The sequence below is a fragment of the unidentified bacterial endosymbiont genome (assembly GCF_918797525.1).
Lineage (GTDB): Bacteria > Pseudomonadota > Gammaproteobacteria > Enterobacterales > Enterobacteriaceae > Enterobacter.
On sequence record NZ_OU963893.1, the window covers coordinates 3,853,292 to 3,878,483 of the forward strand.

At 51.5% G+C, this 25,192-nt stretch carries 21 protein-coding genes, 1 tRNA gene and 3 pseudogenes; 3 read left to right on the forward strand and 22 right to left on the reverse strand.

Annotated elements, in window-relative coordinates:
* Window positions 1-29 precede the first annotated feature (29 nt).
* From NL510_RS18515 to proB, 10 genes and pseudogenes are all read right to left on the reverse strand, one after another.
* Window positions 30-950, reverse strand: a complete 921-nt coding sequence (locus NL510_RS18515; protein ID WP_253379121.1) for a hypothetical protein — start codon at window positions 948-950, stop codon at window positions 30-32.
* A 69-nt stretch (window positions 951-1,019) separates the two neighbouring features.
* Window positions 1,020-1,547, reverse strand: a complete 528-nt coding sequence (locus tag NL510_RS18520) for a hypothetical protein (protein WP_253379122.1) — start codon at window positions 1,545-1,547, stop codon at window positions 1,020-1,022.
* 10 nt (window positions 1,548-1,557) lie between these two features.
* A complete protein-coding gene (locus NL510_RS18525; RefSeq protein WP_253379123.1) occupies window positions 1,558-2,115 on the reverse strand; it encodes a hypothetical protein in 558 nt (185 codons plus the stop codon).
* A 485-nt stretch (window positions 2,116-2,600) separates the two neighbouring features.
* Window positions 2,601-5,291 (reverse strand): TOPRIM and DUF927 domain-containing protein, encoded by a 2,691-nt coding sequence (locus tag NL510_RS18530; protein WP_253379125.1) that lies wholly within the window; start codon window positions 5,289-5,291, stop codon window positions 2,601-2,603.
* Between the two features lie 67 nt (window positions 5,292-5,358).
* Window positions 5,359-5,550: pseudogene (locus NL510_RS18535) on the reverse strand (helix-turn-helix transcriptional regulator); the annotation flags it as partial.
* A gap of 122 nt (window positions 5,551-5,672) precedes the next feature.
* A complete protein-coding gene (locus NL510_RS18540; RefSeq protein WP_253379127.1) occupies window positions 5,673-6,614 on the reverse strand; it encodes a hypothetical protein in 942 nt (313 codons plus the stop codon).
* Between the two features lie 139 nt (window positions 6,615-6,753).
* Complete coding sequence (locus tag NL510_RS18545) at window positions 6,754-7,968, reverse strand: tyrosine-type recombinase/integrase (RefSeq protein WP_253379137.1); 1,215 nt, start codon at window positions 7,966-7,968, stop codon at window positions 6,754-6,756.
* Window positions 7,969-8,133: 165 nt separating this feature from the next.
* Window positions 8,134-8,209, reverse strand: a tRNA-Thr gene (locus NL510_RS18550).
* Between the two features lie 111 nt (window positions 8,210-8,320).
* Complete coding sequence (gene proA / locus NL510_RS18555) at window positions 8,321-9,574, reverse strand: glutamate-5-semialdehyde dehydrogenase (RefSeq protein ID WP_253379139.1); 1,254 nt, start codon at window positions 9,572-9,574, stop codon at window positions 8,321-8,323.
* A gap of 10 nt (window positions 9,575-9,584) precedes the next feature.
* Window positions 9,585-10,688 (reverse strand): glutamate 5-kinase, encoded by a 1,104-nt coding sequence (gene proB, locus NL510_RS18560; protein ID WP_253379144.1) that lies wholly within the window; start codon window positions 10,686-10,688, stop codon window positions 9,585-9,587.
* A 304-nt stretch (window positions 10,689-10,992) separates the two neighbouring features.
* Here proB and phoE point away from each other — a divergent pair, with 304 nt between their 5' ends.
* Complete coding sequence (gene phoE / locus NL510_RS18565) at window positions 10,993-12,045, forward strand: phosphoporin PhoE (RefSeq protein WP_253379146.1); 1,053 nt, start codon at window positions 10,993-10,995, stop codon at window positions 12,043-12,045.
* Between the two features lie 316 nt (window positions 12,046-12,361).
* Here phoE and NL510_RS23100 read toward each other — a convergent pair.
* From NL510_RS23100 to gpt, 4 genes and pseudogenes are all read right to left on the reverse strand, one after another.
* Window positions 12,362-12,642, reverse strand: a pseudogene (locus tag NL510_RS23100) (IS4 family transposase); the annotation flags it as partial.
* Window positions 12,643-12,909: 267 nt separating this feature from the next.
* Complete coding sequence (gene crl, locus NL510_RS18575) at window positions 12,910-13,311, reverse strand: sigma factor-binding protein Crl (protein ID WP_253379148.1); 402 nt, start codon at window positions 13,309-13,311, stop codon at window positions 12,910-12,912.
* Window positions 13,312-13,368: 57 nt separating this feature from the next.
* On the reverse strand, window positions 13,369-14,613 hold the full coding sequence (frsA, locus tag NL510_RS18580) for an esterase FrsA (RefSeq protein ID WP_253379150.1): 1,245 nt from the start codon (window positions 14,611-14,613) through the stop codon (window positions 13,369-13,371).
* A gap of 103 nt (window positions 14,614-14,716) precedes the next feature.
* Window positions 14,717-15,175 carry a xanthine phosphoribosyltransferase gene (gpt, locus tag NL510_RS18585; RefSeq protein WP_253379151.1) on the reverse strand — a complete coding sequence of 153 codons (459 nt, stop codon included), beginning with the start codon at window positions 15,173-15,175 and terminating at the stop codon, window positions 14,717-14,719.
* A gap of 257 nt (window positions 15,176-15,432) precedes the next feature.
* On the opposite strand from gpt, the gene pepD reads away from it, so the two are divergent.
* A complete protein-coding gene (gene pepD, locus NL510_RS18590; RefSeq protein WP_253379153.1) occupies window positions 15,433-16,890 on the forward strand; it encodes a cytosol nonspecific dipeptidase in 1,458 nt (485 codons plus the stop codon).
* Between the two features lie 73 nt (window positions 16,891-16,963).
* On the opposite strand, the gene dinB is transcribed toward pepD, so the two are convergent.
* Entirely contained in the window at window positions 16,964-18,022 is a 1,059-nt protein-coding gene (gene dinB / locus NL510_RS18595) for a DNA polymerase IV (RefSeq protein WP_253379155.1), read from the reverse strand.
* A 159-nt stretch (window positions 18,023-18,181) separates the two neighbouring features.
* On the opposite strand from dinB, the gene NL510_RS18600 reads away from it, so the two are divergent.
* A complete protein-coding gene (locus NL510_RS18600) occupies window positions 18,182-19,045 on the forward strand; it encodes a glycerophosphodiester phosphodiesterase family protein (RefSeq protein WP_253379157.1) in 864 nt (287 codons plus the stop codon).
* A gap of 29 nt (window positions 19,046-19,074) precedes the next feature.
* Here NL510_RS18600 and nqrM read toward each other — a convergent pair whose 3' ends face one another.
* The 7 genes and pseudogenes from nqrM to NL510_RS18635 all read right to left on the reverse strand — a co-directional run bounded on the left by nqrM (window position 19,075) and on the right by NL510_RS18635 (window position 25,126).
* A complete protein-coding gene (gene nqrM / locus NL510_RS18605; RefSeq protein WP_436299141.1) occupies window positions 19,075-19,236 on the reverse strand; it encodes a (Na+)-NQR maturation NqrM in 162 nt (53 codons plus the stop codon).
* A gap of 53 nt (window positions 19,237-19,289) precedes the next feature.
* On the reverse strand, window positions 19,290-20,513 hold the full coding sequence (gene nqrF / locus NL510_RS18610) for an NADH:ubiquinone reductase (Na(+)-transporting) subunit F (RefSeq protein ID WP_253379161.1): 1,224 nt from the start codon (window positions 20,511-20,513) through the stop codon (window positions 19,290-19,292).
* Window positions 20,514-20,523: 10 nt separating this feature from the next.
* Window positions 20,524-21,120, reverse strand: a complete 597-nt coding sequence (gene nqrE, locus NL510_RS18615; protein WP_253379162.1) for an NADH:ubiquinone reductase (Na(+)-transporting) subunit E — start codon at window positions 21,118-21,120, stop codon at window positions 20,524-20,526.
* Window positions 21,121-21,126: 6 nt separating this feature from the next.
* On the reverse strand, window positions 21,127-21,765 hold the full coding sequence (locus NL510_RS18620) for an NADH:ubiquinone reductase (Na(+)-transporting) subunit D (RefSeq protein WP_253379163.1): 639 nt from the start codon (window positions 21,763-21,765) through the stop codon (window positions 21,127-21,129).
* Window positions 21,758-22,551: pseudogene (locus NL510_RS18625) on the reverse strand (Na(+)-translocating NADH-quinone reductase subunit C). The gene NL510_RS18620 and the pseudogene NL510_RS18625 overlap by 8 nt, the downstream one beginning before the upstream one ends.
* Entirely contained in the window at window positions 22,544-23,779 is a 1,236-nt protein-coding gene (locus tag NL510_RS18630; RefSeq protein ID WP_253379164.1) for an NADH:ubiquinone reductase (Na(+)-transporting) subunit B, read from the reverse strand. The pseudogene NL510_RS18625 and the gene NL510_RS18630 overlap by 8 nt, the downstream one beginning before the upstream one ends.
* Before the next feature lie 3 nt (window positions 23,780-23,782).
* Entirely contained in the window at window positions 23,783-25,126 is a 1,344-nt protein-coding gene (locus tag NL510_RS18635) for a Na(+)-translocating NADH-quinone reductase subunit A (RefSeq protein WP_253379165.1), read from the reverse strand.
* Window positions 25,127-25,192: the final 66 nt, after the last annotated feature.

A 25,192-nucleotide genomic window follows, 5' to 3' on the forward strand; every position in this document is an offset into this window, starting at 1 on the left:
CTACACTTTTTCATATTTTTCTTAAGTTACTAAGCTCCAGTGAAACGAACAAACCACACAGCAAGTTTCTGTATAAAATTCCTACGTTGGTGACGTTCAACTTCTTGAGCACGGATTTCCTCCTGTTCCTTTTGCCTCTGATTGGTTAGCAGTGTCGGATTTCTGTGCATAAATTCACGGTAGGCTGATTCGGCGACGAGGGCATCACCTGTAATAGCGACAGCGGTAGCCTTGAAGCTTGCTGCCTTCAATCTGAAATCTCTGGCTGATTTCATGATACGAGAGACTTGAGACTGCTTAAGGGCAGATTGGAGCCTGTTTGCCTGAACAAATATCTCCATCAATTCTGCCCTATCGTCAGCAGGGAACATCCAGCCTAAATGCCCGTTACCTTGGAGATAAAAATCATAGTTGTCGTACCGCTGCGATAGCTTCTTAACCTTACCTGCAAATTCTTTTTCTACTGTGGCTAACGCAACGAGTGTTTTCGTTCGCTTTGCAACGGATTCTTCTGGGCCTGCCAGCAACCCCTGTTCACTTCTCAGCCTCTGAAGACCCTTCCCGAGCGATTTCACATCACTGGCCATAGCATCAATTGAGTCAGACATCTGCTTCGCATGAGTGTTGTGGAGCGATAGCCATTTTTCGTGATCCGTAACGTCAGCACACGCTGCGAAGAGTATCTTTTCACTGCTGTACATTTGGGAATAATGCATTAAAATTTTTACCGACAGCTCACACGCTCGGCAATAACGCTGAAAGCGAGAACTCTGTAACCGGCTTACCATCGCATCGGAAAACAGCTGGCACTGCATTTCATCCCAAAGCTCCCCATCCAGGGTTTCCATTACTGGAACGGGAAAGTCACTTTCTCTCTTTCGTATTTCATCAAAATATTGTTGCCTGACGTGCAAAAGCCCGCAAAAAGCTGCTGTAGTTATTTTCATCATAAATAATTGGTCTTTTTAATATGCTGCAAAAATGCAGCATCGAATGATGCCATTACAACTCGTCCACTCTTAATTGAGGGAATGTCTTTTCATGATTAAAGGATTAGCCAGACGTCGGAAGATCTTCCGATACTGCCAGAATAATCGGTCAAACTCTGTTTCATCTGGCTGTTTGTGAATGAGCATTAGCCGCTTAAGACCATAGAATTCCTTTACCAACTTTTCGTGGCTCAATATCCGGTCATGCTCAGCGGTAATCTGATAACACTCCTCAAGCGCCCAGGCTTCCAATTTTCGCCAGAATGCATTATTAACCGGCATGAGCTGAACATCGTTGGTTTTTAGCTGGTGGGCTACAAATGCTTGTGGTAACTCACCTATTGCCTTCTGATGCTGAAAATCATACGACCGCCAGACCCGTAAACGGACCTGATCTGGTTTCGGGTACCACCAGGCAATCAGATATGCAGTGCAATGCTCCCCAGGCGGAGCATCCAGATACACCACATTTCGATGAGTATCTGTGCGCTTCAATAACCGATATCCAACCGGGACTTCGTATCCTTCCAGAGCATAATCTTCATATTTCCTAATCAAGATAGCCCCCTCAGGCTCTGGCCAGTGCTTCCTCAACCTGATCCATTCTCCCCAGAATGCCCGTACAGGCGTAAGGGAAAAGCTCCAGTGACTGCCGCAGCTCTGTTTCGCTGCTCACCTCCCGAAGATAAGGTTTTTCTTCGCGATCAAATAAAATGAGTACCACACCAAATCGCCTTTTCAACCGCCTGGCAATGCATTCCCAGTACTCAAGATCGTCACGGTAATTGATAGCGATGCATTCAGTCCTCAATACCCATTCCATAAAGGCCGTTTGAGTTCCACGTGGACACTTACGTTCAGACTGGTCATCCTGCCAGGCATGAATTTTCAATGCTGTGGGTAATCTTGGAATAAAGGTGTCAACTTGCCTCATATCGAATCGGCAGACAATTTGCGGTTCTTCACCAAGATTGACCAATGCAAACTGGCTACCATCTGTACGCATATACCATTGTCGCCAGGCTGCAGTATCCATTCCAGGGATTTGAATTTCATACACGCCTCTTTCAAAAAATTCTGTGGTTTCATCCACCAGCGTTCTTTTTCTGAGTTCATTTAATTCCATGTAAGACTCTTTTTGCCTGTTGTCCCTTTTTATCTATACAGGCTAAAAACATTACACTCCAGGGGATTTTATATATTTTAAAATGGCTCCGTTCCATATATGGAACGAATGATGACGCATATTTTAAACATTTAACCTGTGACATCACTTATAAGGTGAAAATAAAACAAAAAGAAAAACAACCGTTGTATTTAGTCCGGTAAATATCAACGTAGAAGGTGTGGTTCAGTCGGGTCAGTTGGATTAAACCCTGAAGACATTGCTATTACTAGCATTTGTTGAACCACATTAGAGCTGAGTCTGTGGTTCAACATCAAGTCCCTGTGGTTCATCACCTTCTGGAAAGTTGGTTCAATCACGCCATAGTTGGTTCCGTGTGGTTCAGTTTTTCGACGTAAATGCCCGTGGGGCATAGGCATCATAAAGTGATACCGACGAACCGACTGAACCACAACCCTCAGTGTCAGAATCTCACGTAGATAATCTTACTTCTCTGTCCGAAACCTGATTTCAAAGACACGCGCTTGTCTGCCATTAACACGAGGGGATTTCTTCATATATCCCCTGTCGATTGTTGGAAGGATCAACATCCCGGCCTCAATCAACACCTCACAAACTTGCTTGTAATTGAATCCTTTCGCCATCTCATTTTTGAATGTTTCAGGAAAGACATAAAAGGTCAGTGGGTCATCCTCATGATTTCCCCTTTGCCTGTAGCCCGCTAAATCCCTGATTGGCAACGCGACAGGGTCGAACGGTATCGGCGCAAATCGGCTAAATCCATAAGCATTCAGGAATGCTTCCACCTGCTCAATAATTTGCTCTCGTTCTTTATTTCCGGAACCAAAAGCATCCAGCCATGCGTCATAACACTGCCGAACCGCCTCAATACATGCCTTTTCACTCCAGCCCGTTAGCGTTCGACTAAGCAGCAGAGCCGCTTCAAGGATCGCAAACCTGGAACCCACTCGGTGTACTTGCTCGCCATGTTCAGCAGGGATTTGGTTACGCCAGCGCAGTTCACATTCGCGAACAACGTCAATCGCCTCCTGCTGGTGGTCAACTAACCATTTGATCCACTCTCGCCCTGTGGTCCCATAGTTGTTTTGATAGCCACTTTTCAGTGCGTCGGCGTGCTGCTTACCATTTTCATATTCATGGAAGCAATTGGTCTTACTCAAAGGAATATTGAGCAATCGCACAAGTTGCCCTGCTTTCGTCTTGTGCCCCGTAGTCGAAATGAAGGTTTCAAGATCCATCTCTCCGGTGCTAATGGCAACTGTTCTCCAGCGCTTAAGGTCACGGTTCCCTCCTTCTTTAGCGCCCTGCAGTTTACCCACGCCATTGAACAGCGCGTAGGCACTTTGAGACACACTAGCCGGGTCAGATCCTTGGCCAACTTCATCCAGTGGCATCAGGCCATCATTATGTGCAGAGGCTTCATTAGCCAGACCCAGCGAGGTCCCATACCACGTAAGCCGCAGAAGATCAGGGCTGCCATACAAACTGCTGGCCACATTCGCCGTTGTAGTCTTGCCTGCACTGGACTGGGCATAGAAATGAAGACCAAATCCATCAGCTCCACATGGACCAAGAAGTGGTGCGGCAAAGGCAGCGCCGATGGCTGTCATCATGCAATGATTTCCCTCTGCCAAATGTGCAACATCTCTACGCCAACTTTCAATCGTCCCTTTGCAGGTATATCCAGAGGTTGTAGAGCTACGCCCGCTAAATAAAACCGGAGTTTCCGGAGAGCCGATTATCTCCCCGTCCGCCATGATATAGGCACCATGCTGCCACCCAGTGGCATGGGATATAAGCCAAAGTTTTTTCGGGTAATTGCGCTGGAGCCAGTCAGCAAGCGTGGCGCGCAAACCACTTTTTGCTGTAATGTTAACCCCTCCTTTTTTCAACACTCTCCATCCTTCCTTTTCGCCAATATCAGCTAAAGGGATCGCTTTGGTGGTAGGCAAATCCGAGCCAAAAGCAGTCCAGCGGATAATCAGATACAGATCATTTCCATCAGTACCTATTCCAACGACTTCCATTGGAGAGGATAACCAACTTTCCTGTAGGGTGATTTCGCCGCTGTCTCTGTCCACCTTGGGCACCACCCAGAAAATGCCATCCTGACGAGACTCAACGCGAGCTTTAAGTGGATCATGTTCGAAGGGACGGATTTCAGTCTCTCCAGCGAGACTAGAGGCAGTTAACATTGCGTTCGACTGATACTGCACAACAGAATCATTGAAATCAGCAGAAGCTTTATCAAGCCCAAACCGCTGGTGGTAATCATTCCAGTCAGCTTTGTAATCCACTGGCGGGAGAGCTATCCACCCCTCTACAACTGCAGCGGCTTTTTCCGCAGCGGCTAACCCGACATTAGGCTGCTCCTCGCCCTGCCAGTCGTTATCAGCTGCGATGATGATTCGACTGTTCGGGTACTTGCGACGCATAGCCTGCGCTACAGGTGTCAAATTTCCGGCATCCAGACCCACTACGACCATGGAATCTGGCTGCATGAGTTGGACAGATAACCCCGTGGCCAGCCCCTCGCAAACGACAATGTCACTACCCACATCAGCGGTACTCAGGGCGTACCATGCCCCCCTTTTGGCTGACCCTGGCAGAAGCTTTTTTTCGCCGCTTAATGTGATGGACTGAGCGGCCACTACGCTTTCAGTCTCATTCACCAGAGGAAGCAGCAGCGTACCATCAGGGAGCAACAGAAAACGCCCATCATTCAGCCCCTTCGCGGCCAGGTACTGGCTTTGCCCTGGCTGGGCTTTCTCGACCATTGCCAAGTATTTCGACGTAAAGCGCTGACGACGGATTTCAGTTTCCTGTAGTCCCTTTTGTCGGGAATACACCATTCCATCTGCGCGAGAGCGATTGACATGATTCAGCACAGAAGCAACCTGATTCGCAGCCTCTGCCGCGCTAACCTGGTGTGCCTTTTGGACTAAATCGAGCCCGTCACCCGCACCGCATTGATTACAGATATGTGCGCCACAGCCTTTATCGTCAAATCGAAAGCGGTCTTTACCACCACAGGCCGGGCAGGCCGAATGTTTAACCGGAGAACCTGGCACCTTGATGCCAAGTCTTTGCAACACGAGCGGCCATTGTCCCGAAGCTGCCTGAACCACCTCCCGGATGTTATCGATACTACGCATTTTTCACCCCTACATTTCCACAGTTGAGGGATGCGTTCACAGCATGTGGTTTGATTCCCGGGAGATAGATACCGTTGCGGGACTCTTCGATGCGTTGATCGATCCAGTCGTCGATTTCGCTCTCAACAAAGGCGATAGCGCGAGATCCGATCTTCACGGCAGAAGGAAAACGCTGCTGACTCATCAGGCGATAGATCCAGGCCTTACTGTAGCCGGTGCGGCGTTGTACTTCGGGTAAGCGGATAAATGACTTAGGCATGACTGACTCCAATAGTCGTTAAAAGAACTGGAGTCATTTCAAACAAATGGGTACATCAATTCTACTGCTCTACGACGTAGAGTATGTAGTCTACGCGGAGACTACATACTTTCATTGCCGATTTACTTATCGATTGGGTTATTTTTAGCACACAACATCAGCCAGCGGCTGACTGTAGATAGCTCGTAGTAGAATTTTAGTCCTTCAAGCCACAACTTATAATGCTTAGCAGCAGCCATCAGGCTTTTGAACTTTTCCCGGTTTTCAAGCCATCTGGCACAAACCAGCTCCTTCGCTTCCCTATTCTTCACATGACGTGCGGTATTCGCTTTTTGCGTCAATACCTTGTAAGCATCAGTGACATCAGCCTCAGTAAGAACAGCTTTCTCGCTCATCAATACATCTATTTTTTCTTCTGACGCCAGTAGATTGAGTTCATGTTTTGCTTTCATTTCAGACAGGCGAGCGTAGCCGATGGCCTTCATAGCCTTCATCGCTGGTTCAATAAAACATCCCATGTCTGCCAGAACCTTCGTAGTATTCACTTTTTCAATAGAGGGAATGAAGTAAACAGATTCTGCGGCAAGTAAAAGTGCCAGAGCGGCAAAGTATTCATAAGGCCCAGCATCTACAAATCCTTCAACGGATTCGTTATCAGTAAACCACTCAATGATTTCATTGAGCACTTCAACATCATCCAGGTCACCATCACCCGGCAGGTTAAGTTCACTTTCATCACCGACAAATTCAAGAAACTCGCCATAGCGGTTATGACGAAGTGCAAAAGGATAGAGGTCTGGGCCTTCGTCCTCTTCTTCACCCCAATGATGTTTTGCTAAGCGTGCTCTAACTTCAGTTTCTAACCGTTGCTTCTCTTTCTCGCGCTCTTCCTGCCAGTAAATGTCGATCAGATCCCTGATCAACTTTTGTACATGGATAACTTGCGAGTTCGTTCTTCTGTTGCGCTTTAGAATCCAGCGGGCATGGTTGGCGACCCAGCTTAAATCCCGACTTGGGAAAGGCGGTATGGAAAAATCTAAAGGGAGAGATTGTTGTTCGGACATGACCACGCCAACTTCGCCTCTTCTTATAGGGAGCTATACCCACCCGCAGAGGCAGCCGGGTATCACTAAGGTATAGCCCTGTTTTTTATACTTCTACTGCAGTCTACTCCTCTTTAGTTAAACCACCTATCCGAGCAGATTATGCTGACTTCCCAAACTTACCGTGGATAAGATTCCCATTCTGCTCAAGGCTATCCATGTAATCCGCATACCACTGCAACATCTCCCTACGCCCTTCCAAATACTGGGCGTGGTTGTAGGTGCCGCGAATAGAATTTTTATCAACATGAGCAAGTTGTGTTTCAATCCAGGCAGTGTTGTAACCCTGCTCATGGAGAATAGTACTCATGGTGTGTCTGAAACCATGGCCAGTAACACGTCCGGTATAGCCAATGCGCTTGAATACCTGATTAATACTGGCTTCACTCATGGTCTTTCGTGGGTCATTACGACCCGGAAAAATCAGAGGGTAACGCCCCGTCATTTCGCGGATGCGCTCAATGATAGCTAGTACCTGTCTGGATAAAGGTACAATATGTGGACGGCGCATCTTCATACGTTCTGCTGGGATGGTCCACATAGCAGATTCTGTGTCGATTTCTTGCCATGTAGCACCTCGTAGTTCACCTGTTCTGACACCAGTAAGAATCAGCAAGCGCGCGGCCAAAACGACTAAAATACTGCCCGAGTACTGAGAAAGGGATTCGAAAAATGCAGGAAGCTCGGATGTGTTCAGGAAAGGATAATGGTTGGACTCATGTCCTTGCATGGCGCTGGTGAGATCGGGGGCAGGATTGTATTCAGCCCGGCCAGTCACAATTCCATAGCGGAAAACTTCACCACAACGCTGCCTGACTTTTTTTGCCTTTTCAGTCGCTCCCCTGCTTTCCATGCGGCGAAGCACATTCAGCAGTTCGAGTGGCTTGATATCTGCAATAGGCTTTTTGCCGATGTAAGGGAACACATCTTTATTGAACGCTTCCATAATGTCAGAGGCATATCCCTCAGACCATTTGTAAAGCTTGCTGGAATGCCATTCACAGGCAATTTCTCGAAAGGTATTCCTGATATTTGCCTCTCGGGCTATCTTTTCTTCACGCTTCGCTTCGTTAGGATCGATACCCCCAGCGATCCCCCTTTTTGCTTCATCACGTTTCGCCCGTGCATCCGCCAGGGTAACGTCAGGATATACCCCCAAGGCCAGCAGCTTTTCTTTGCCAGCGACACGGTACTTAAGACGCCAATATCGTGCGCCGTTAGGTTTAATCAAAAGATAAAGTCCTCCACCATCAGCGAGTTTGTAGGGTTTATCTTTTGGTTTAGCGGTATCAACCTGGCGGGCATTAAGTTTCACTGGGGGTATCTCCATAAGACCGAACAGCAAATACCCCCGAATGTACCCCCACATGCATATAGATTTTGGGGTACTCCAGTAGACGTCAGAATACAGACGGGAGCCGGAAAGTGGAGATTATAAGGGGTTTCAGTGAACTTGAGTAGACTTAGAGAGATGCTTGAGTGGTGCCGATAATAGGAGTCGAACCTACGACCTTCGCATTACGAATGCGCTGCTCTACCAACTGAGCTATATCGGCCCTGAGAGGCCGGTTACGAGCGTAACCATGGGGCAAAAGAGTAAATCTAACCGGGTGATGCGTCAATGCCCTTTTAAATCAGATGGCTATTTTTGCATCACCCGCGGCGATTTACGCACGAATCGTATCATCACCGACGCCGATCCACTTGTAGGTAGTCAGCGCTTCCAGCCCCATCGGGCCTCGCGCGTGCAGTTTTTGCGTGCTGACAGCCACTTCTGCGCCCAGACCAAACTGTCCGCCGTCGGTGAAGCGGGTTGAGGCATTCACATACACAGCAGAGGAGTCCACTTCGTTCACGAAGCGATCGGCGTTGCGCAGAGTGCGCGTCAGGATCGCGTCAGAATGTTGGGTGCCATGTTCCCGGATATGCGCAATGGCGTCGTCAAGATCCGTAATCACCTTCACGTTCAGATCCAGTGACAAGAACTCGTCGTCATACTGCTGTGCTTTAACCGGAACCACAGCCGCCGGGCCGTCTTTCAACAGAACGAATGCGTCAGCATCGGCATGCAGCGTAACGCCGCTTTCCGCCATCTGCTTGCTCAAAGCTGGCAGGAAGCTGCTCGCGATATCCTGATGCACCAGAAGCGTTTCAACCGTGTTACAGGTGCCTGGTCGCTGGGTTTTGGCATTGATGATAATTTTCAGCGCCGGTGCAATCTCCGCGCTGTCGTCGACCAGGATATGGCACACGCCGATACCGCCAGTGATTACCGGGATCGTCGACTGTTCGCGGCACAGCTTATGCAGACCCGCGCCACCACGTGGTATCAGCATGTCGATGTATTTATCCATGCGTAGCATCTCGTTCACCAGCGCACGGTCCGGGCTTTCAATCGCCTGCACGGCGCCCGCCGGCAGGCCACACTCTTTAAGGGCCTGCTGGATAACGTTTACCGTTGCCGCGTTGGTGCGCCAGGTCTCTTTACCACCGCGTAGAATAGCGGCATTACCGGTTTTAAGGCACAGGGAGGCCACATCGACCGTCACATTGGGGCGGGCTTCATAAATCACGCCGATAACGCCGAGCGGCACGCGGCGACGCTCCAGACGTAGACCGCTGTCCAGCAAACCACCGTCAATCACCTGCCCTACCGGATCGGCCAGGTTGCAGACCTGGCGAACATCGTCAGCGATGCCTTTCAAACGCGCCGGGTTCAGCGCCAGACGATCCAGCATCGCGTCGCTCAGGCCGTTTTCATGCGCCTCAGCGAGATCCTGTTCATTGGCCCATAAAATCTCAGCGGATTGCGATTCAAGATAATCAGCGATTTTTTCCAGCACACGGTTTTTCTCGCGGCTGGAAAGGAGCGCCAGTTTGTAAGAGGCGGCCTTCGCGGCGGCACCCATTTGTTCCAGCATTATTTGCTCCTTAACGAATAATCATGTCATCACGATGAACGGCAACCGGGCCATACTCGTAGCCGAGGATGGCATCAATCTGCTGCGAGTGGTGACCCGCAATGCGGCGTAGCGCGTCGCTGTTGTAGCGGCTGACGCCGTGTGCAATATCGCGCCCTTCAAGACTACGGATGCGGATCACTTCACCACGCGAGAAGTTGCCTGTCACGCTTTTAATTCCTTTTGGAAGTAATGAACTTCCTCGTTCCAGAATTGCGGCGGTGGCCCCTTCATCGACGGTCAGTTCACCTGCAGGAGGCGCGCCGAAGATCCAGCGTTTGCGGTTTTCCAACGGGGATTCCTGGGCATGAAAGCGAGTGCCCACAGAGATACCATCCATGACGTCACCAATCACGCCAGGACGGCTGCCTGCGGCAATGGTGGTGTCGATACCAGCGCGACATGCCACGTCGGCGGCCTGCAGCTTGGTGCCCATTCCTCCGGTTCCCAGGCCAGACACGCTATCACCCGCGATGGCGCGCAGCGCGTCGTCAATACCGTGAACGTCTTTGATCAGTTCCGCTTCCGGGTTGGAGCGCGGATCGGCGGTGAACAGACCTTGTTGATCGGTCAAAAGCAGAAGTTTATCGGCACCGGCCAGAATCGCAGCCAGGGCAGAAAGGTTGTCGTTATCGCCCACTTTGATTTCAGCAGTCGCGACGGCATCGTTCTCGTTAATAACGGGAACAATATTATTGTCCAGTAACGCACGCAGCGTATCACGTGCGTTCAGGAAACGTTCTCTATCTTCCATATCCGCACGCGTTAACAGCATTTGCCCTACGTGGATACCATAAATGGAAAACATTTGTTCCCAAAGTTGAATGAGTCGACTTTGCCCCACGGCGGCCAGCAGCTGTTTCGAGGCTATCGTCGCGGGGAGCTCGGGGTAGCCCAGATGTTCACGCCCGGCGGCAATCGCCCCGGAGGTCACAATCACGATACGGTGCCCTGCGGCATGCAACTGAGCGCACTGGCGTACAAGCTCAACGATGTGGGCGCGATTTAGGCGGCGCGATCCGCCTGTTAATACACTGGTACCGAGTTTTACCACCAGCGTCTGGCTGTCACTCATGATTCTCTGCCGTTCAACGATAAGGAAAATTGATGTCAAACGAACGTTTTAACAGGACTCAGCCCTGTTGCCAACCGCCTTAGCATAAAGCAGAACACTTTGTTGCGCAGGATCAGGAAGCGTAGCGGCAAATTTTGACAGTTTTATTACTGAAATAATAAATCACAACTTTTTAGAATAATTCTCAAATTGTCATAAAACTTTAATTCCAGAACGTTAAAACCCTTCCTGTTTTTTCACGGGACTGAAGCATGAGCTTTGCGTCCAGCGAATTTTAGCGCGTATATAACACTCAGGATTGAAAATGAAAAAGAGTACTCTGGCATTAGTGGTAATGGGCGTTGTTGCTTCAGCATCGGTGCACGCGGCAGAAGTTTATAATAAAAACGGTAATAAACTGGACGTGTACGGCAAAGTGAAAGCAATGCACTACATCAGTGATGACGATGCCAAAGACGGTGACCAGACTTACGTACGTTTTGGCTTTAAAGGTGAAACTCAAATTAACGATCAACTGACCGGTTATGGTCGCTGGGAAGCGGAGTTCTCCGGCAACAAAACTGAGAGCGATGCGACACAAAAAACGCGTCTGGCATTTGCCGGTCTGAAACTGAAAGACTTCGGCTCTCTGGATTATGGTCGTAACCTGGGTGCGCTGTATGATGTTGAAGCCTGGACCGATATGTTCCCTGAATTCGGTGGCGACTCTTCAGCGCAGACCGATAACTTCATGACCAAGCGCGCCAGCGGCCTGGCGACTTACCGTAACACTGACTTCTTCGGCGCGATTGACGGCCTGGATATGACCCTCCAGTATCAGGGTAAAAACGACGATCGCGATGCCAAAAAACAGAACGGTGATGGTTTCGGCACCTCTCTGACCTATGACTTCGGCGGCAGCGATTTCGCCATCAGCGGTGCTTACACCAGCTCCGACCGTACTGACGATCAGAACCTGCTGGCACGTGGCGAAGGTAAAAAAGCGGAGGCCTGGGCAACCGGTCTGAAATATGACGCTAACGATATCTACCTGGCCACTTTTTATTCTGAAACCCGTAATATGATGCCCATTTCTGGCGGTTTTGCAAATAAAGCGCAAAACTTTGAAGTGGTGGCACAATACCAGTTCGATTTCGGCCTGCGTCCGTCTCTGGGCTATGTCCAGTCTAAGGGCAAAGATATCGAAGGTATCGGTGACGAAGATCTGGTGAAATATATTGATGTCGGCGCAACCTATTACTTCAACAAAAATATGTCCGCGTTTGTTGATTATAAAATCAATCAGATCGATGACGATAACAAACTGGGCGTGAGCAGCGATGACATTGTTGCCCTGGGTGTGACGTACCAGTTCTAATTTTGGGGTAATAAAAAACCGGCTTTCGCCGAATGCTGGTCACTTAAGGTGACCAGCAGTTTTCTTATCAGGATATTTTTTTGTTTTTACCCTCAGCTCTCGTTGATAACTTCGCTCCCGCCTGCCCGGTAGTATCAGCCATTGTGCCTGCTCATACAGGCTTCTTAACTCTCACGGCATATTGCCCGGCGTGGCCCACGGCAGTGTTATGTCACTTATCGTACCACTGAAGCTTAACTGATAAGGCAAATAACCCCCTTTAAGATGGAACGCCTTTCTCACCATCTGATACCTCACCAGGGTGTAAGTCAGTAGCACGCCCCAGACGGCAGACGACTTCATACTCTGTGTTTTCCTTCAGCGGCAACAGCCAGTGACGGTTTTCTCCCGCCGTCATCCAGTGATGGAACAACCCCAGTGAGTCAAATCCTTTATCGAACAGCGGAATGCTGTTGTCCGGGGTCTTGTCTGCTAGCCGCATTTCAACTGTCAAAAACGCTGGCATTTATCAGATGACTACTCAGTTCCATCAGACAGACCATCCACGGCAAACAGATTCAGGCCATACCACTGCGGGTGAGCGGCCTGTTGATGCCAGTGTTATTGTGTAATGTTGAACAGTTCCCGAACTGCGGGCGGTAAAAGGCGTTCCGCTACGATCGGCAATATCCGTAAGATTAATAATTTCAGACATCGGAGAGGGAACGGGCATGTACCGCAGAGGTAATATTGATAATGCCGAGTGCCTGAGAAAGTTCCATTTAAAAAGGGTCCATGTAGAAACATGAACCCTTTTTACATCAACCACCGGATCGGCATTAGGCTGTTACCGGTTTTTTTTTGCACGGTGCCGCGGTTATCTCGTTACGCCGTTAGCTTTACCGCTTCGCTGGAAAAATCATCGGCAGGTTCAAGCTTGAGATCCAGGGTTGCCAGTAAAGCACTCGCTTTTCCGAGGTACTCCTTTAGCGTGAATTCCAGGCGGTCGATCACTTCCTGATCTTTAATCGGAGCGGCCTGCCAGCTACCGTCTTTGTTAAACAGACCAAACTGGTAGCTATAGGTGAAACGTTTTTCTTGTGCTTCCATTTCCATCCACCAGCCCCAAAACTCCCGTTTTTCAGGGGCAGGCTTCACGTTGACGCAAACAGCCAGGCAGTCGAAAAAAAAGCGATTTTCTTCACACTGCTCTTCTCGAATATACGGGCCGAGAGCCATGAACTTCTTAATCAATCTACTTTTCGGGTGTCCACTCGGTAACGTCATTGCGATCTCCTTTTGTGAAGCCACTGTTTTATCAAACCAGAAAAATTTAGCAATCTATTAACACAATCTCTGAGCGATCCAGCGCGTGATCTCGATTAACGCGTTGTCAAAATTATGGTAAACCGGGCTGAAGGGGACCTCAAGCAGCTTGCCATCCGTAGATGACGAAGTGATTAAACGCGACTCCTCTTCCGGGCTAAAAGGATCGTTTTCCCAGAAACCTGACATCATCGGCGTCGGGCAACGACGTCCCAATAAACCTTGTGTTTTGAGCGAATAACGATTCAGTTCTATGCGCAAGGCTTCATCTGAGGCATCATGCATGCCAAGACGGCTGGCCAGTACGTCGAGATACATCTCCGGCACACGTCCCTGGCGTTCAGGATCGCTTAATAACGCGTGAACCACCGGCCCAAGACAGGCCACGGCTTTCAGGCGCGATGATTCAAGATAAGCCAGACGTACCGCGACGTTCGCGCCAAAGCGGAAACCGAATGCCGCCACCCGCGCATGATCAACCCACGGAATATGTTCCAGTGCTTTCAACGCATGCTGGTGCAGCAGGCTTGAATCTTGCGTTAATTTCCACTTCGAGGAGAAACCGATTGAAGGCATATCCAGCGTTAGCATCGCGATCCCCTTCGGGGCGAAGTAACGTTCAAACAAACTGTAGTAGTCGATTTGCAGGGAATCCAGACCGCCGCACATCAGTACCGTCGGGAACGGGCCTTCGCCTTCAGGCATATGCAGGAACCCGGTGACGGGCGCGCCACCTGGGATGGTAAACTCAAGCTCGCGCATCTGTACCGGCAGGCGTTGGGCCGCCTCTTCGTAGGCGCGATTCGCCAGCGCCTGAGCCTGTTCAGCCAGTTCATCCCCTTTCAGATGCGGGTACGCGGCGATAGAGTAGAGGTTGGCCGCATGTAACCAGTGCTTGCCGCTGAGCGCTGCATCCTCTTCCTGGCTGGCTTTCTGCTGCCAAAGCATCGCCTGTTTTGACCATTCGTAGATCCAGTTCCCGCCGCGATAGCCGACCACAGTGTCATAAAGCTCGCTATCGGTACGCTCGGATTCACTCATCACAATACGGGCCTGCACATCGAGGATTTCACGCGCATCAATGCCGCGCCAGATCCACATCAGGCGGTTCGTCATGCGATACCAGTGAGGCACGTTTTTACCGTCTAACGTAGATTGCATGGCAGGCATGGCGCCTGGGTTAAAACGGCGCACCAGCGTAGACGTTTCAGGGTGCTTAAAACGGGGTTTGAAAAGAGTTTCGGTGAGATTCGCCTGCGTCATTACGTTGCCTCCGTGGATACGTCATTCACAGACCATTGTAACGCGTGGCAGACTAAAAAGAACAATGCCCGGCAAGCCGGGCGTGTAAAGTTAGGTTTGGCACTTAACGGCCAGAGATCGGCGGTACAAATATCACGCCCATATCCCATGGCTGTTCAATCCAGGTATCCTGAGGAATATCAATCACGTAATCATCAACCAGTGGGCGACCTGCTGGCTTGGCGAAAATAGTGACGAAGTGCGCTTTTGGATACATTTCGCGGATGGCGACGGCGGTACCGCCTGTGTCGACCAGGTCATCAATAACGATGAAACCTTCACCGTCGCCTTCCGCGCGTTTCAGCACAGTCAGCTCACGCTGGTTGTCATGGTCATAGCTGGAGATGCAGACGGTATCGACATGACGAATACCCAGCTCACGTGCCAGCAGCGCTCCCGGTACCAGACCGCCACGGCTAACGGCAATAATGCCTTTCCACTGCTCGGAAGGCATCAGTCGCGCAGCCAGTTTGCGTGCGTGAATCTGCAACATGTCCCAGGTGACGACGTATTTTTCGCTCATGTGAAGTGTCCCAGCCTGTTTATATACGGCTTAAAAAAATGAGGGTGAACCAGGTTGCGCGAGATTATAGAGATCTGACGCACTAAAAACCAGTGTTAAGCACCCTGAGCCTGGGTTTTTACATGCTTTATCCTACCCGCCACTGGAGAAAGTGGTATTCTCAGTTGCATCTCGCAAGCCTGACTTGTGGTAACTATTAACCTGCTAACCCTGTGACCTGCAACATTCTTTGCAGCGCATCAACAAGGAGACTTATCGTGTCTGAACTGTCTCAATTATCACCACAGCCGCTGTGGGATATTTTTGCCAAAATCTGTTCAATTCCGCATCCTTCCTACCATGAAGAACAACTTGCCGAACATATTATGGGTTGGGCGAAGGAAAAAGGTCTGCACGCTGAACGCGACCAGGTTGGCAATATTCTGATCCGCAAAGCGGCGACCGCCGGCATGGAAAACCGCAAACCGGTTGTCCTGCAGGCGCACCTGGACATGGTTCCACAAAAAAACAACGACACCGTTCACGACTTCACTAAAGACCCTATCCAGCCATACATTGACGGTGAGTGGGTTAAAGCGCGCGGCACGACGCTTGGCGCGGATAACGGTATCGGTATGGCGTCTGCGTTGGCCGTACTGGCTGATGACCGCGTTGAACACGGTCCGCTGGAAGTACTACTGACCATGACCGAAGAGGCGGGTATGGACGGTGCGTTTGGTCTGCAGGCGAACTGGCTGCAGGCGGATATACTGATCAACACCGACTCCGAAGAAGAAGGTGAAATCTACATGGGTTGCGCCGGAGGTATTGATTTCATCTCTACCCTGCCGCTGTCCCGCGAAGCTGTTCCTGCTGGCTTCCAGACCTTCAGGCTGACGCTGAAAGGGCTGAAAGGCGGCCACTCCGGCGGTGATATTCATTTAGGCCTGGGCAATGCCAACAAACTGCTGGCACGCTTCCTGGCAGCCCATGCGGCGGAGCTGGAGCTGCGCCTGGTTGATTTCAACGGCGGTACGCTGCGCAACGCTATTCCGCGTGAGGCCTTCGCGACACTGGCCGTACCTGCGCAAAAAGCAGACGAGCTAAAAAAACACGCCAGCATTTATCTGGATACCCTGAAAAACGAACTGTCTGAGAAAGAGAAGAACCTGACCATGGAGCTGGGATCTGTGACCACGGATAAAGGCGCGCTGACAGCCCAGTCTCGTGACAGCTTCGTTCAACTGCTGAACGCAACGCCAAACGGCGTGATCCGCAACTCTGACGTCGCGAAAGGCGTGGTTGAAACCTCACTCAACGTAGGCGTGGTGACCATGGGGGACGATAGCGCTGAAATCATCTGCCTGATCCGTTCACTCATCGACAGCGGTAAAGAGTATGTGGTGAGCATGCTGAAATCTCTGGGCACCCTGGCGGGCGCGGAAACATCTGCTAAAGGTAGCTACCCGGGCTGGCAGCCGGATGCAAGCTCTCCGGTGATGGCCCTGGTACGTGAAACTTACCAGCGTCTGTTCAACAGCACCCCGAATATTCAGGTGATCCACGCAGGGCTGGAATGTGGGCTGTTTAAGAAACCGTATCCGGACATGGACATGGTTTCTATTGGGCCAACCATCACCGGCCCCCACTCGCCGGATGAGCAGGTGCACATTGAAAGCGTGGGCCATTACTGGACCCTTCTGACCGAACTGCTAAAAGCGATTCCGGTGAAGTAATACTCTCCAACAGCCCTCTTCCGGTGGGGAGGGTGAAAAACGCAGGCCCGGAGCGTAGCGCCGCCGGGCTTTTTTACAGCCCCAGTATCAACTGTCGCTCTAACTGGGGATCCAGCAGTGTGACGTGCAATCCTACCAGCCTCACCCCTCGCCCCCCCCGACGCTCTTCCCAGGCCTTTTTCGCAGTGGCGATGAGATCCTCTTTATTTAAACGCGGCCAGACGTGTTCCTGAGTCGTTTGTTGGAAATCATTAAATTTGAGTTTTATGCCCTGACGGGCAATCAGCAGATCCGGTTTTACCTTCAATAAACGTCTTTCCAGTTCAGGATAGAGTTGCTCTGTAATAATGGTTTCACACGCTGACCACTCATGAATATCTTCAATGAGCGTACGTTCAACCCCGACGGATTTACGCAGCCGCTCATTATTCACATCTCGATCGTCAATCCCCAGGCTGCGCTCCCACAGCACGCGGCCAAACTTGCCAAAGCGTTTAAGCAGCAGGGCAAGGTCGCTTCGCTGTACATCCTCGCAGGTACGTAACCCCATACTTTCCAGTTTTGCCGCAGAGACTTTTCCTACGCCGGGTATTTTGCCGAGCGGCAGGTTTTTTAGAAACGCCGGAACCTCTTCAGGCGTGATGACGTACTGACCATTAGGTTTATTTAAATCTGAGGCAATTTTGGCGAGGAATTTTACCGGAGCGACCCCCGCCGATGCGGTCAGGTTCAGCTCGTTAAAAATCGTCTGGCGGATCTCCTGCGCCATCAGCGTGGCGGAGCCATGGCAATGCACGCTGTCGGTGACATCAAGATAAGCTTCGTCCAGCGATAGGGGTTCAATCAGTGAGGTGTAACGAGCAAAGATTTGCCGGATGTGCGCTGAGGCCTCTTTATACGCTTCGAACCGGCCCGGCAAAAGCGTGAGATGCGGGCAGAGTTTCAGCGCCATTGCGGTAGGCATAGCACTGCGCACGCCAAATTTTCGCGCGGGATAGTTGGCGGTGCTGATGACACCCCGCTGGACACGGCTGCCGCCGATGGCAACAGGAATATCCCGCAGTGCCGGATTGTCACGCATCTCCACTGCGGCAAAAAAGCAGTCCATATCGACATGGATTATTTTGCGCATTCATTACACCACACATGTATTTATATACAGTATAGCAAAAGACCAAAAATGCGTCAGCTCTTTTCATGACTCACACCTGTCATAAAAACGTGATACAAATGTTCGGCATAATTCTCTTAGTATACATAAAGTTAACTAATAAATAGTGGGCATTTATTCATGAAAAGAATGATTTCAGCTTCATTACTCTTCCTTGCAAGCGCGGCGTCCGCCAATCCGGAAATTATCGCCCACCGTGGTGGTACAGCGGACGCACCTGAAAATACTCTTCCCGCCATTAAACTCGCGCTTGAGAACAACGCCCAGGCGATTTGGATCACCGTCCAGCTAAGCCGTGACGGCGTTCCGGTCCTTTATCGCCCAAGCGACTTAAAAACGTTGACCAATCAGCAGGGGAAAATTTCCCGGTATGACGTTAATGAACTTGCAAAAGTGGACGCCAGCGTGACATGGAAAGATAAAGGCCTGCCGGAAAACCTGATGCACAGCACAATACCTACGCTGCAATCCGTGCTGACGACCTGGCCCGGCACCCGTTTTTATATTGACATCAAATCCCCTGATGCCGATCCGGTGACAATGGGTAAACAACTGCTAAATGTCCTGAAAGCGACCCACAGTCTGGACAGGGTTCGCGTCTATTCAACTGAGGATCGTTATCTGGAAGCACTCCCCACCGACATTCCTCGCTTTGTCACACGCAGCGAAACGCGAACTCGCCTGGCAAATATTTCGCTCAGCCATGAGTGCCAGCCGCCATCGAAAAAAATGCAGGATTACTGGTACGGTCTTGAGTTAAACAGAAAGGTCGAAGTGGTCGAGAAATTCACCTTAGGCGAAGGTATTTCTCCTGCCACCTTAACCTGGGATAAGGAAGCGGTTGATTGCTTCCGTTCCCAGGGTAAGGCGCATCTGATTTTTATCGGCGTAAACTCTGACGCTGATTATCAGAAAGCGAAAGCGTTAGGGGCTGACGGAGTACTAGTGGATTCGCCAGCCAAAGCGAAAAGCTGGGCAAAATAACAGACACAGGCCGCCAGAGGCGGCCTGTTTTAAAGGATTCTTTTTTGCTGATGCTGGCGCTCTCGCACCATGCGTTTTTTACGCGCATCGCAAGGCTCTGGACAGTCGCATACCTTTTCCAGTCCAACAGACGAGATACCGCCGCAGCTGCCCTGAATGCTTTTACGCTTAACTATCCAGCCCAGAGACATGCCGAAGATCGCCAGCAAAAACACCACGAATGCTGCCAGAAAGGTCAACACCGTTAACCTCCAAAATCATCAAGCATAATGTTCTCATCTTCCACGCCAAGATCTTTGAGCATCCTGATTACCGCGGCATTCATCATTGGCGGCCCGCACATGTAGAACTCGCAGTCCTCTGGCGCAGCATGCTGTTTGAGATAGTTTTCATAAAGCACATTGTGAATGAAGCCCGTATAGCCCGTCCAGTTATCTTCCGGCTGCGGATCGGAAAGCGCCACATGGAAGGTAAAGTTAGGGTTTTCACGCGCCAGCTGTTCAAACTCCTCTTCATAGAACATTTCGCGCAGCGAGCGTGCCCCGTACCAGAAGCTGATTTTACGTGTACTGCCAAGCCGCTTGAGCTGGTCGAAAATATGCGAGCGCATCGGTGCCATGCCCGCCCCTCCACCGATGAAGACCATTTCCGCATCGGTCTCTTTGGCAAAGAACTCGCCAAACGGACCAGAGATTGTTACTTTATCGCCCGCTTTTAGCGACCAGATGTAAGACGACATGATCCCCGGCGGGGCAGCAGGCACGTTCGGTGGCGGCGTGGCGATCCGCACGTTGAGCATAATGATGCCCTTCTCTTGCGGATAGTTGGCCATTGAATAGGCCCGCAGCGTTGGCTCTTTAACCTCTGAGACGAAGCGGAAGAGGTTGAACTTATCCCAGTCAGCCCGGTATTCATCTGGTACGTCGAAGTCCGCGTAGGCTACAGTGTGTTCAGGGCATTCAATCTGGATATAGCCCCCCGCGCGGAACGGAACGCTCTCACCTTCCGGCACGCGTAGCTTAAGCTCTTTTATAAAGGTGGCTTTGTTATCGTTGGAGATAACCTCGCATGCCCATTTCTTAACGCCGAAAATCTCTTCCGGCAGTTCGATTTTCATATTCTGACGCACCGCGACCTGACAGGCGAGACGACACCCCTCTTTGGCCTCACGCTTCGTGATATGCGCAAGCTCGGTTGGCAAAATATCACCGCCGCCCTCTTTGACCGTAACGCGACACTGGCCACAGGAGCCACCGCCGCCACAGGCTGACGAGACAAAAATACCGTTGCCGGAGAGCGTATTAAGCAGCTTGTTCCCTGCAATGGTGCGGATCTGATTTTGCGGTTGATCGTTGATATCAATAACAACGTCACCCGCGTTCACAAGCCTGGCGCGCGCAGCCAGAATCAGACCCGACAGTACCAGTACAATCAGCGTGAACATCACTACGCCAAGAATTATTTCCATTTGCTTGCCCTTATAGCTGCACACCGGAGAAGGACATAAAGCCCAGCGCCATTAGCCCGGTGGTGATAAAGGTGATCCCTAAGCCGCGCAATCCCGCTGGCACGTTGGCATATTTCATTTTTTCGCGGATCCCCGCCATGGTAACGATAGCCAGCATCCAGCCGATACCAGAGCCAAAACCATACACCACCGATTCGCTGAAAGTGTAATCACGCTGGACCATGAACGAGACGCCACCAAAGATGGCGCAGTTCACCGCGATCAGCGGCAGGAAGATCCCCAGCGCGATGTAAAGCGACGGAAAATACTTATCGAGGATCATCTCCAGGATTTGCACCAGCGCCGCAATAACCCCAATGAAGGTAATAAAGTTGAGGAAGCTGAGATCAACGCCTTCCACCAGCGCACCATCGCGCAGCACAATGTTATAAATCACATTGTTAATGGGGACGGAAAGCCCGAGGACAACCGTAACCGCGACGCCCAGCCCGAATGCCGTCGATACTTTTTTGGAGACCGCCAGGAACGTACACATGCCCAGAAAGAACGCGAGCGCCATATTTTCAACAAACACCGCACGTACAAATAAACTCAGGTAATGAGCCATTGTCGGTTACTCCTTTTCCTGCTGTTCGGGCTTCAGCGTACGAATCAGCCAGATCAGCAAACCGATAATGAAAAATGCGCTGGGGGCCAGCAGGAATAGACCATTTGGTAAATACCAGCCGCCGTTCTGTACCGTGTCCAGCACCGTAATCCCAAACAGTTTGCCGCTGCCGATTAACTCCCGCAGGAAACCAACCGTCAGCAGGATCACGCCATAGCCGAGACCGTTGCCGATACCGTCCATAAAGCTCGCCAGCGGCGGCATTTTCATGGCGTAGGCTTCCGCGCGCCCCATGACAATGCAGTTAGTGATAATCAAACCGACAAACACTGAGAGCTGTTTTGAGGTTTCATAGGCAAAGGCGCGCAGCAACTGATCGACCACGATCACCAGCGAGGCGATGATCGCCATCTGCACGATGATCCTCACGCTGTTCGGGATGTAGTGGCGGATCATAGAGATAAACATGCTGGAAAACGCCGTGACCAGCGTTACCGCGAGGGTCATTACCAGCGCGGTTTCCAGTTTGGTGGTTACCGCCAGCGCCGAGCAGACACCCAGCACCTGCAGGGTAATCGGGTTATTGGCCAGCAGCGGGCCAATGAGGACCTTTTTGACTTCTTTCAGTTCACCTGTATCAGCCATTGTTCAAGGCTCCTTCACGAACGTTCTTAAGGAAGGGACCAAACCCCAGTTCGCCCATCCAGAAATCAAAACTGTGCTGCACGCCATTGGAGGTGAGCGTAGCACCGGAAAGCCCATCAACGGCAAAGTCGTCGCCCGGTCGTGCAGAGCCTTTCGTGACTCTCAGCGCAGGCTGGCCGTTGTCGTCCAGCACTTTTTTACCAACAAACTGTGCTCGCCAGTTAGGGTTTTCAATTTCTCCCCCCAGCCCCGGCGTTTCGCCGTGGTCATAGTAAGTGATTCCCTTAATCGTGCGACCGTCCGTACTCAGGGCGACAAAGGCGTACATGACTGACCATAAGCCGTTGCCGTAGATGGGCAGCACCATCTCCTGAACGCGTTGTTGTTCATCGCTCACCAGGTAGATTTCAACAAGATTACTGCGTCGCTTAATGCCGGCGGGATCTTGCGATGGCTCGAGTACGATGCTCAACTGTGGGTCTTTCAGTGCCTGAGAGGGGCTAAACTTTGCCGGATCCTATCCAGCAGTTGGCCGGTTTTTAAATCCACCAGCCGCGCCGAGATGCGCCCGGCGAAGACGGCTGAGATATCGTCTGCACTCATCCCTTCCTGCATCAGTCCGGCGACGGCGAGGATGTTGCGTTGTTTATCCAGCGCGCGCTGCTCATGCTGCCGGGGCTTTAACCCCACGGCAGAACCAGCCACAATGATGGAACAGACCAGACAAAGTACCAGCACTACCAGCAACGTTTTACTGATGCTGTCGTTATTTTTGCTATCAGCCACGCGCCTTCCTCCGCTTAACGTTGGCGCGCACGACCAGGTAATCGAACAGTGGCGCAAACAGATTCGCAAACAGAATGGCCAACATCATCCCTTCCGGATACGCCGGGTTGACCACGCGAATCAGGACACACATCACGCCAATCAGCACGCCATAGCTCCACTTGCCGTTATCGGTAAAGGAAGCAGAGACCGGGTCAGTGGCCATGAACATCATGCCAAATGCAAAACCCCCCAATACCAGATGCCAGTACCAGGGCATGGAGAACATCGGGTTAGTGGTTGAACCGATGAGGTTAAACAGCGTAGCGGTGAGCACCATGCCGACCATTACGCCTGTGACGATGCGCCAGGATGCGACACGCCCGAACAGGATGATGGCGCCTCCCAGTAAAATCATCAGCGTGGATACCTCCCCGATGGCGCCGGGAACGTTGCCAGTAAAGGCGTCAAACCAGGTAACGGGCTGGCCTGTCGCATTGTTAACCAACGTTTCCCCCCCGTGGGCGGCCCACTGAGAGAGCGGCGTCGCGCCGGAGAAACCGTCCGCCGCCGTCCAGACCAGATCGCCCGAGATTTGCGCCGGATACGCAAAGAACAGGAACGCACGCCCTGCCAGCGCCGGGTTAAGGAAGTTGCGCCCGGTACCGCCGAATATTTCTTTGGCAATCACCACACCAAAGCTAATCCCCAGCGCTGCCTGCCAGAGCGGCAGCGTCGGCGGAACGATCAACGCAAACAGAATGGAGGTGACAAAAAAGCCTTCGTTGATCTCATGCTTGCGAATAATGGCAAACAGCACTTCCCAGAAGCCGCCCACGATGAATACCGTAAGGTAAATCGGCAGGAAGAAAATGGCCCCCAGCGTCATCATGCTTACCCAACCCGCATCTGCGGCAAAGCTCACGCCCAGCGATTGCGCCAGGCGGTAGTGCCACTCGGACTGAAGTACCTGAGCGAGCTGCGGCGCATCGTACAGATGGTGCAGCGCCGGTATGGTCTGCAGGCCAACGTTGTACATGCCCCAAAACATCGCCGGAAAGACAGCAAACCAGACCAGAATCATCATTCGTTTCAGGTCGATGGCATCACGTACGTGCGCCGCGCCTTTCGTCACCTGCCCCGGTGTATAGAAAAGGGTCGTCGTCGCTTCAAATAGCGGGTAATACTTCCTGAGCTTACCGTCGGTAAAGTGCGGCTCTATTTTTTCAAAGAGGTGTTTTAAGCCCATCGGTTATCCTTCCTGCTCAATGCGGGTTAACACCTCGCGCAATACTGGCCCAAATTCGTATTTTCCGGGACACACGTAGGTACAAAGCGCCAGGTCTTCTTCGTCCAGCTCAAGGCACCCCAGCGCCTGCGCGCTGTCGGTATCTCCGGCGAGCAGATCGCGCAGCAGCATGGTCGGCAGAATGTCCAGCGGCATTACGCGCTCGTAGCTGCCAATGGGCACCATGGCGCGCGCGCCGCCATGAGTGCTGGTAGAAAAAGTAAACAGCTTGTGGCGCAGGAAATGGCCAAGCGTCGTACGGGTTACAGAGAACTTGTCTGCTCCCGGGAGAACCCAGCCGAACAACTCTTTCTCACGCCCTTCCTGAACAACAGAGACCTGAAGGTGGAAACGCCCCAGATAAGCCTGTGCCCCAGCGGCATGGCGACCACTGAGCACTGAACCGGAAATCAGGCGGTTTTCACCCTCTTTCATTTCACCGGCAAGCAGCTCATTGATATCTGCCCCTAACAGCGTGCGCACCAGTCGCGGAGCCAGCGCCTGTGGGCCACCGATGGCGACCACCCGTTCAGCGCACAATGTACCGGTCGTAAAAAGCGTGCCGATGGCAATGACGTCCTGATAGTTGAGATGCCAGACCTGCTTCGTCTGGCTTACCGGTTCAAGAAAGTGAATATGGGTACCGGCAAGCCCTGCAGGATGCGGCCCGGCGAATGCGTTAAACGTGACCTGGCCCTCCGGGTGTCCACCAAGCTTTCCGCCGCTGGCCTGGCAGACATGAACTTTGCCGGACGTCAGGCGCGTTAACAGGGTGAGCCCGGCATCAAAGGCGGTACGCTGGGCCAAAATAAGGGGCTGCGGATCGGCGCTGAGCGGGTTAGTGTCGATTGCGGTAACAAAAATGGCGGCCGGGAGTGTATCGGGAACAGGAGATTTGCTGAATGGGCGGGTGCGCATTGCCGTCCATAAGCCGGATTCCAGCAGTTGAGCCTGTACTGTTTCGCGGCTTAATGTGGAAAGGTCTTCCACGTCAAAATGGGCAAACTTGCGCTGCTCGTTACCTTCAATGCGAATGACTACCGACTGCAGAACCCGACGTTCACCGCGATTTATCGCCACAACGGTGCCGCAAGCAGGAGAGGTAAACAGCACGCCGGGATTTTTTTTATCTTCGAAGAGCGCCTGCCCTTTGATAACGCGATCGCCCTTCTGTACCCGCATGGAGGGACGCATTCCCACGTAATCGTTACCTACAATGGCGACATGCCGGATAGTTGGGCCTGCCGAAAGGTGCTGTTCAGGCACGCCGGCAATCGGCAGATCAAGCCCTTTTCTGATTTTAAACATGTGGTTAGCAAGTTTCCATGAACGATAATCCAGAGGATGGTCGAGTGTACCATCCCCCCCGCGTTG

Coding starts and splice junctions, on each gene's coding strand:
- NL510_RS18515 (WP_253379121.1), bottom strand. CDS start 950: ATGATGAAAATAACTACAGCAGCTTTTTGCGGGCTTTTGCACGTCAGG.
- NL510_RS18525 (WP_253379123.1), bottom strand. CDS start 2,115: ATGGAATTAAATGAACTCAGAAAAAGAACGCTGGTGGATGAAACCACA.
- NL510_RS18530 (WP_253379125.1), bottom strand. CDS start 5,291: ATGCGTAGTATCGATAACATCCGGGAGGTGGTTCAGGCAGCTTCGGGA.
- NL510_RS18540 (WP_253379127.1), bottom strand. CDS start 6,614: ATGTCCGAACAACAATCTCTCCCTTTAGATTTTTCCATACCGCCTTTC.
- proA (WP_253379139.1), bottom strand. CDS start 9,574: ATGCTGGAACAAATGGGTGCCGCCGCGAAGGCCGCCTCTTACAAACTG.
- proB (WP_253379144.1), bottom strand. CDS start 10,688: ATGAGTGACAGCCAGACGCTGGTGGTAAAACTCGGTACCAGTGTATTA.
- phoE (WP_253379146.1), top strand. CDS start 10,993: ATGAAAAAGAGTACTCTGGCATTAGTGGTAATGGGCGTTGTTGCTTCA.
- crl (WP_253379148.1), bottom strand. CDS start 13,311: ATGACGTTACCGAGTGGACACCCGAAAAGTAGATTGATTAAGAAGTTC.
- frsA (WP_253379150.1), bottom strand. CDS start 14,613: ATGACGCAGGCGAATCTCACCGAAACTCTTTTCAAACCCCGTTTTAAG.
- gpt (WP_253379151.1), bottom strand. CDS start 15,175: ATGAGCGAAAAATACGTCGTCACCTGGGACATGTTGCAGATTCACGCA.
- dinB (WP_253379155.1), bottom strand. CDS start 18,022: ATGCGCAAAATAATCCATGTCGATATGGACTGCTTTTTTGCCGCAGTG.
- NL510_RS18600 (WP_253379157.1), top strand. CDS start 18,182: ATGAAAAGAATGATTTCAGCTTCATTACTCTTCCTTGCAAGCGCGGCG.
- nqrM (WP_436299141.1), bottom strand. CDS start 19,236: ATGTCTCTGGGCTGGATAGTTAAGCGTAAAAGCATTCAGGGCAGCTGC.
- nqrF (WP_253379161.1), bottom strand. CDS start 20,513: ATGGAAATAATTCTTGGCGTAGTGATGTTCACGCTGATTGTACTGGTA.
- nqrE (WP_253379162.1), bottom strand. CDS start 21,120: ATGGCTCATTACCTGAGTTTATTTGTACGTGCGGTGTTTGTTGAAAAT.
- NL510_RS18620 (WP_253379163.1), bottom strand. CDS start 21,765: ATGGCTGATACAGGTGAACTGAAAGAAGTCAAAAAGGTCCTCATTGGC.
- NL510_RS18630 (WP_253379164.1), bottom strand. CDS start 23,779: ATGGGCTTAAAACACCTCTTTGAAAAAATAGAGCCGCACTTTACCGAC.
- NL510_RS18635 (WP_253379165.1), bottom strand. CDS start 25,126: ATGTTTAAAATCAGAAAAGGGCTTGATCTGCCGATTGCCGGCGTGCCT.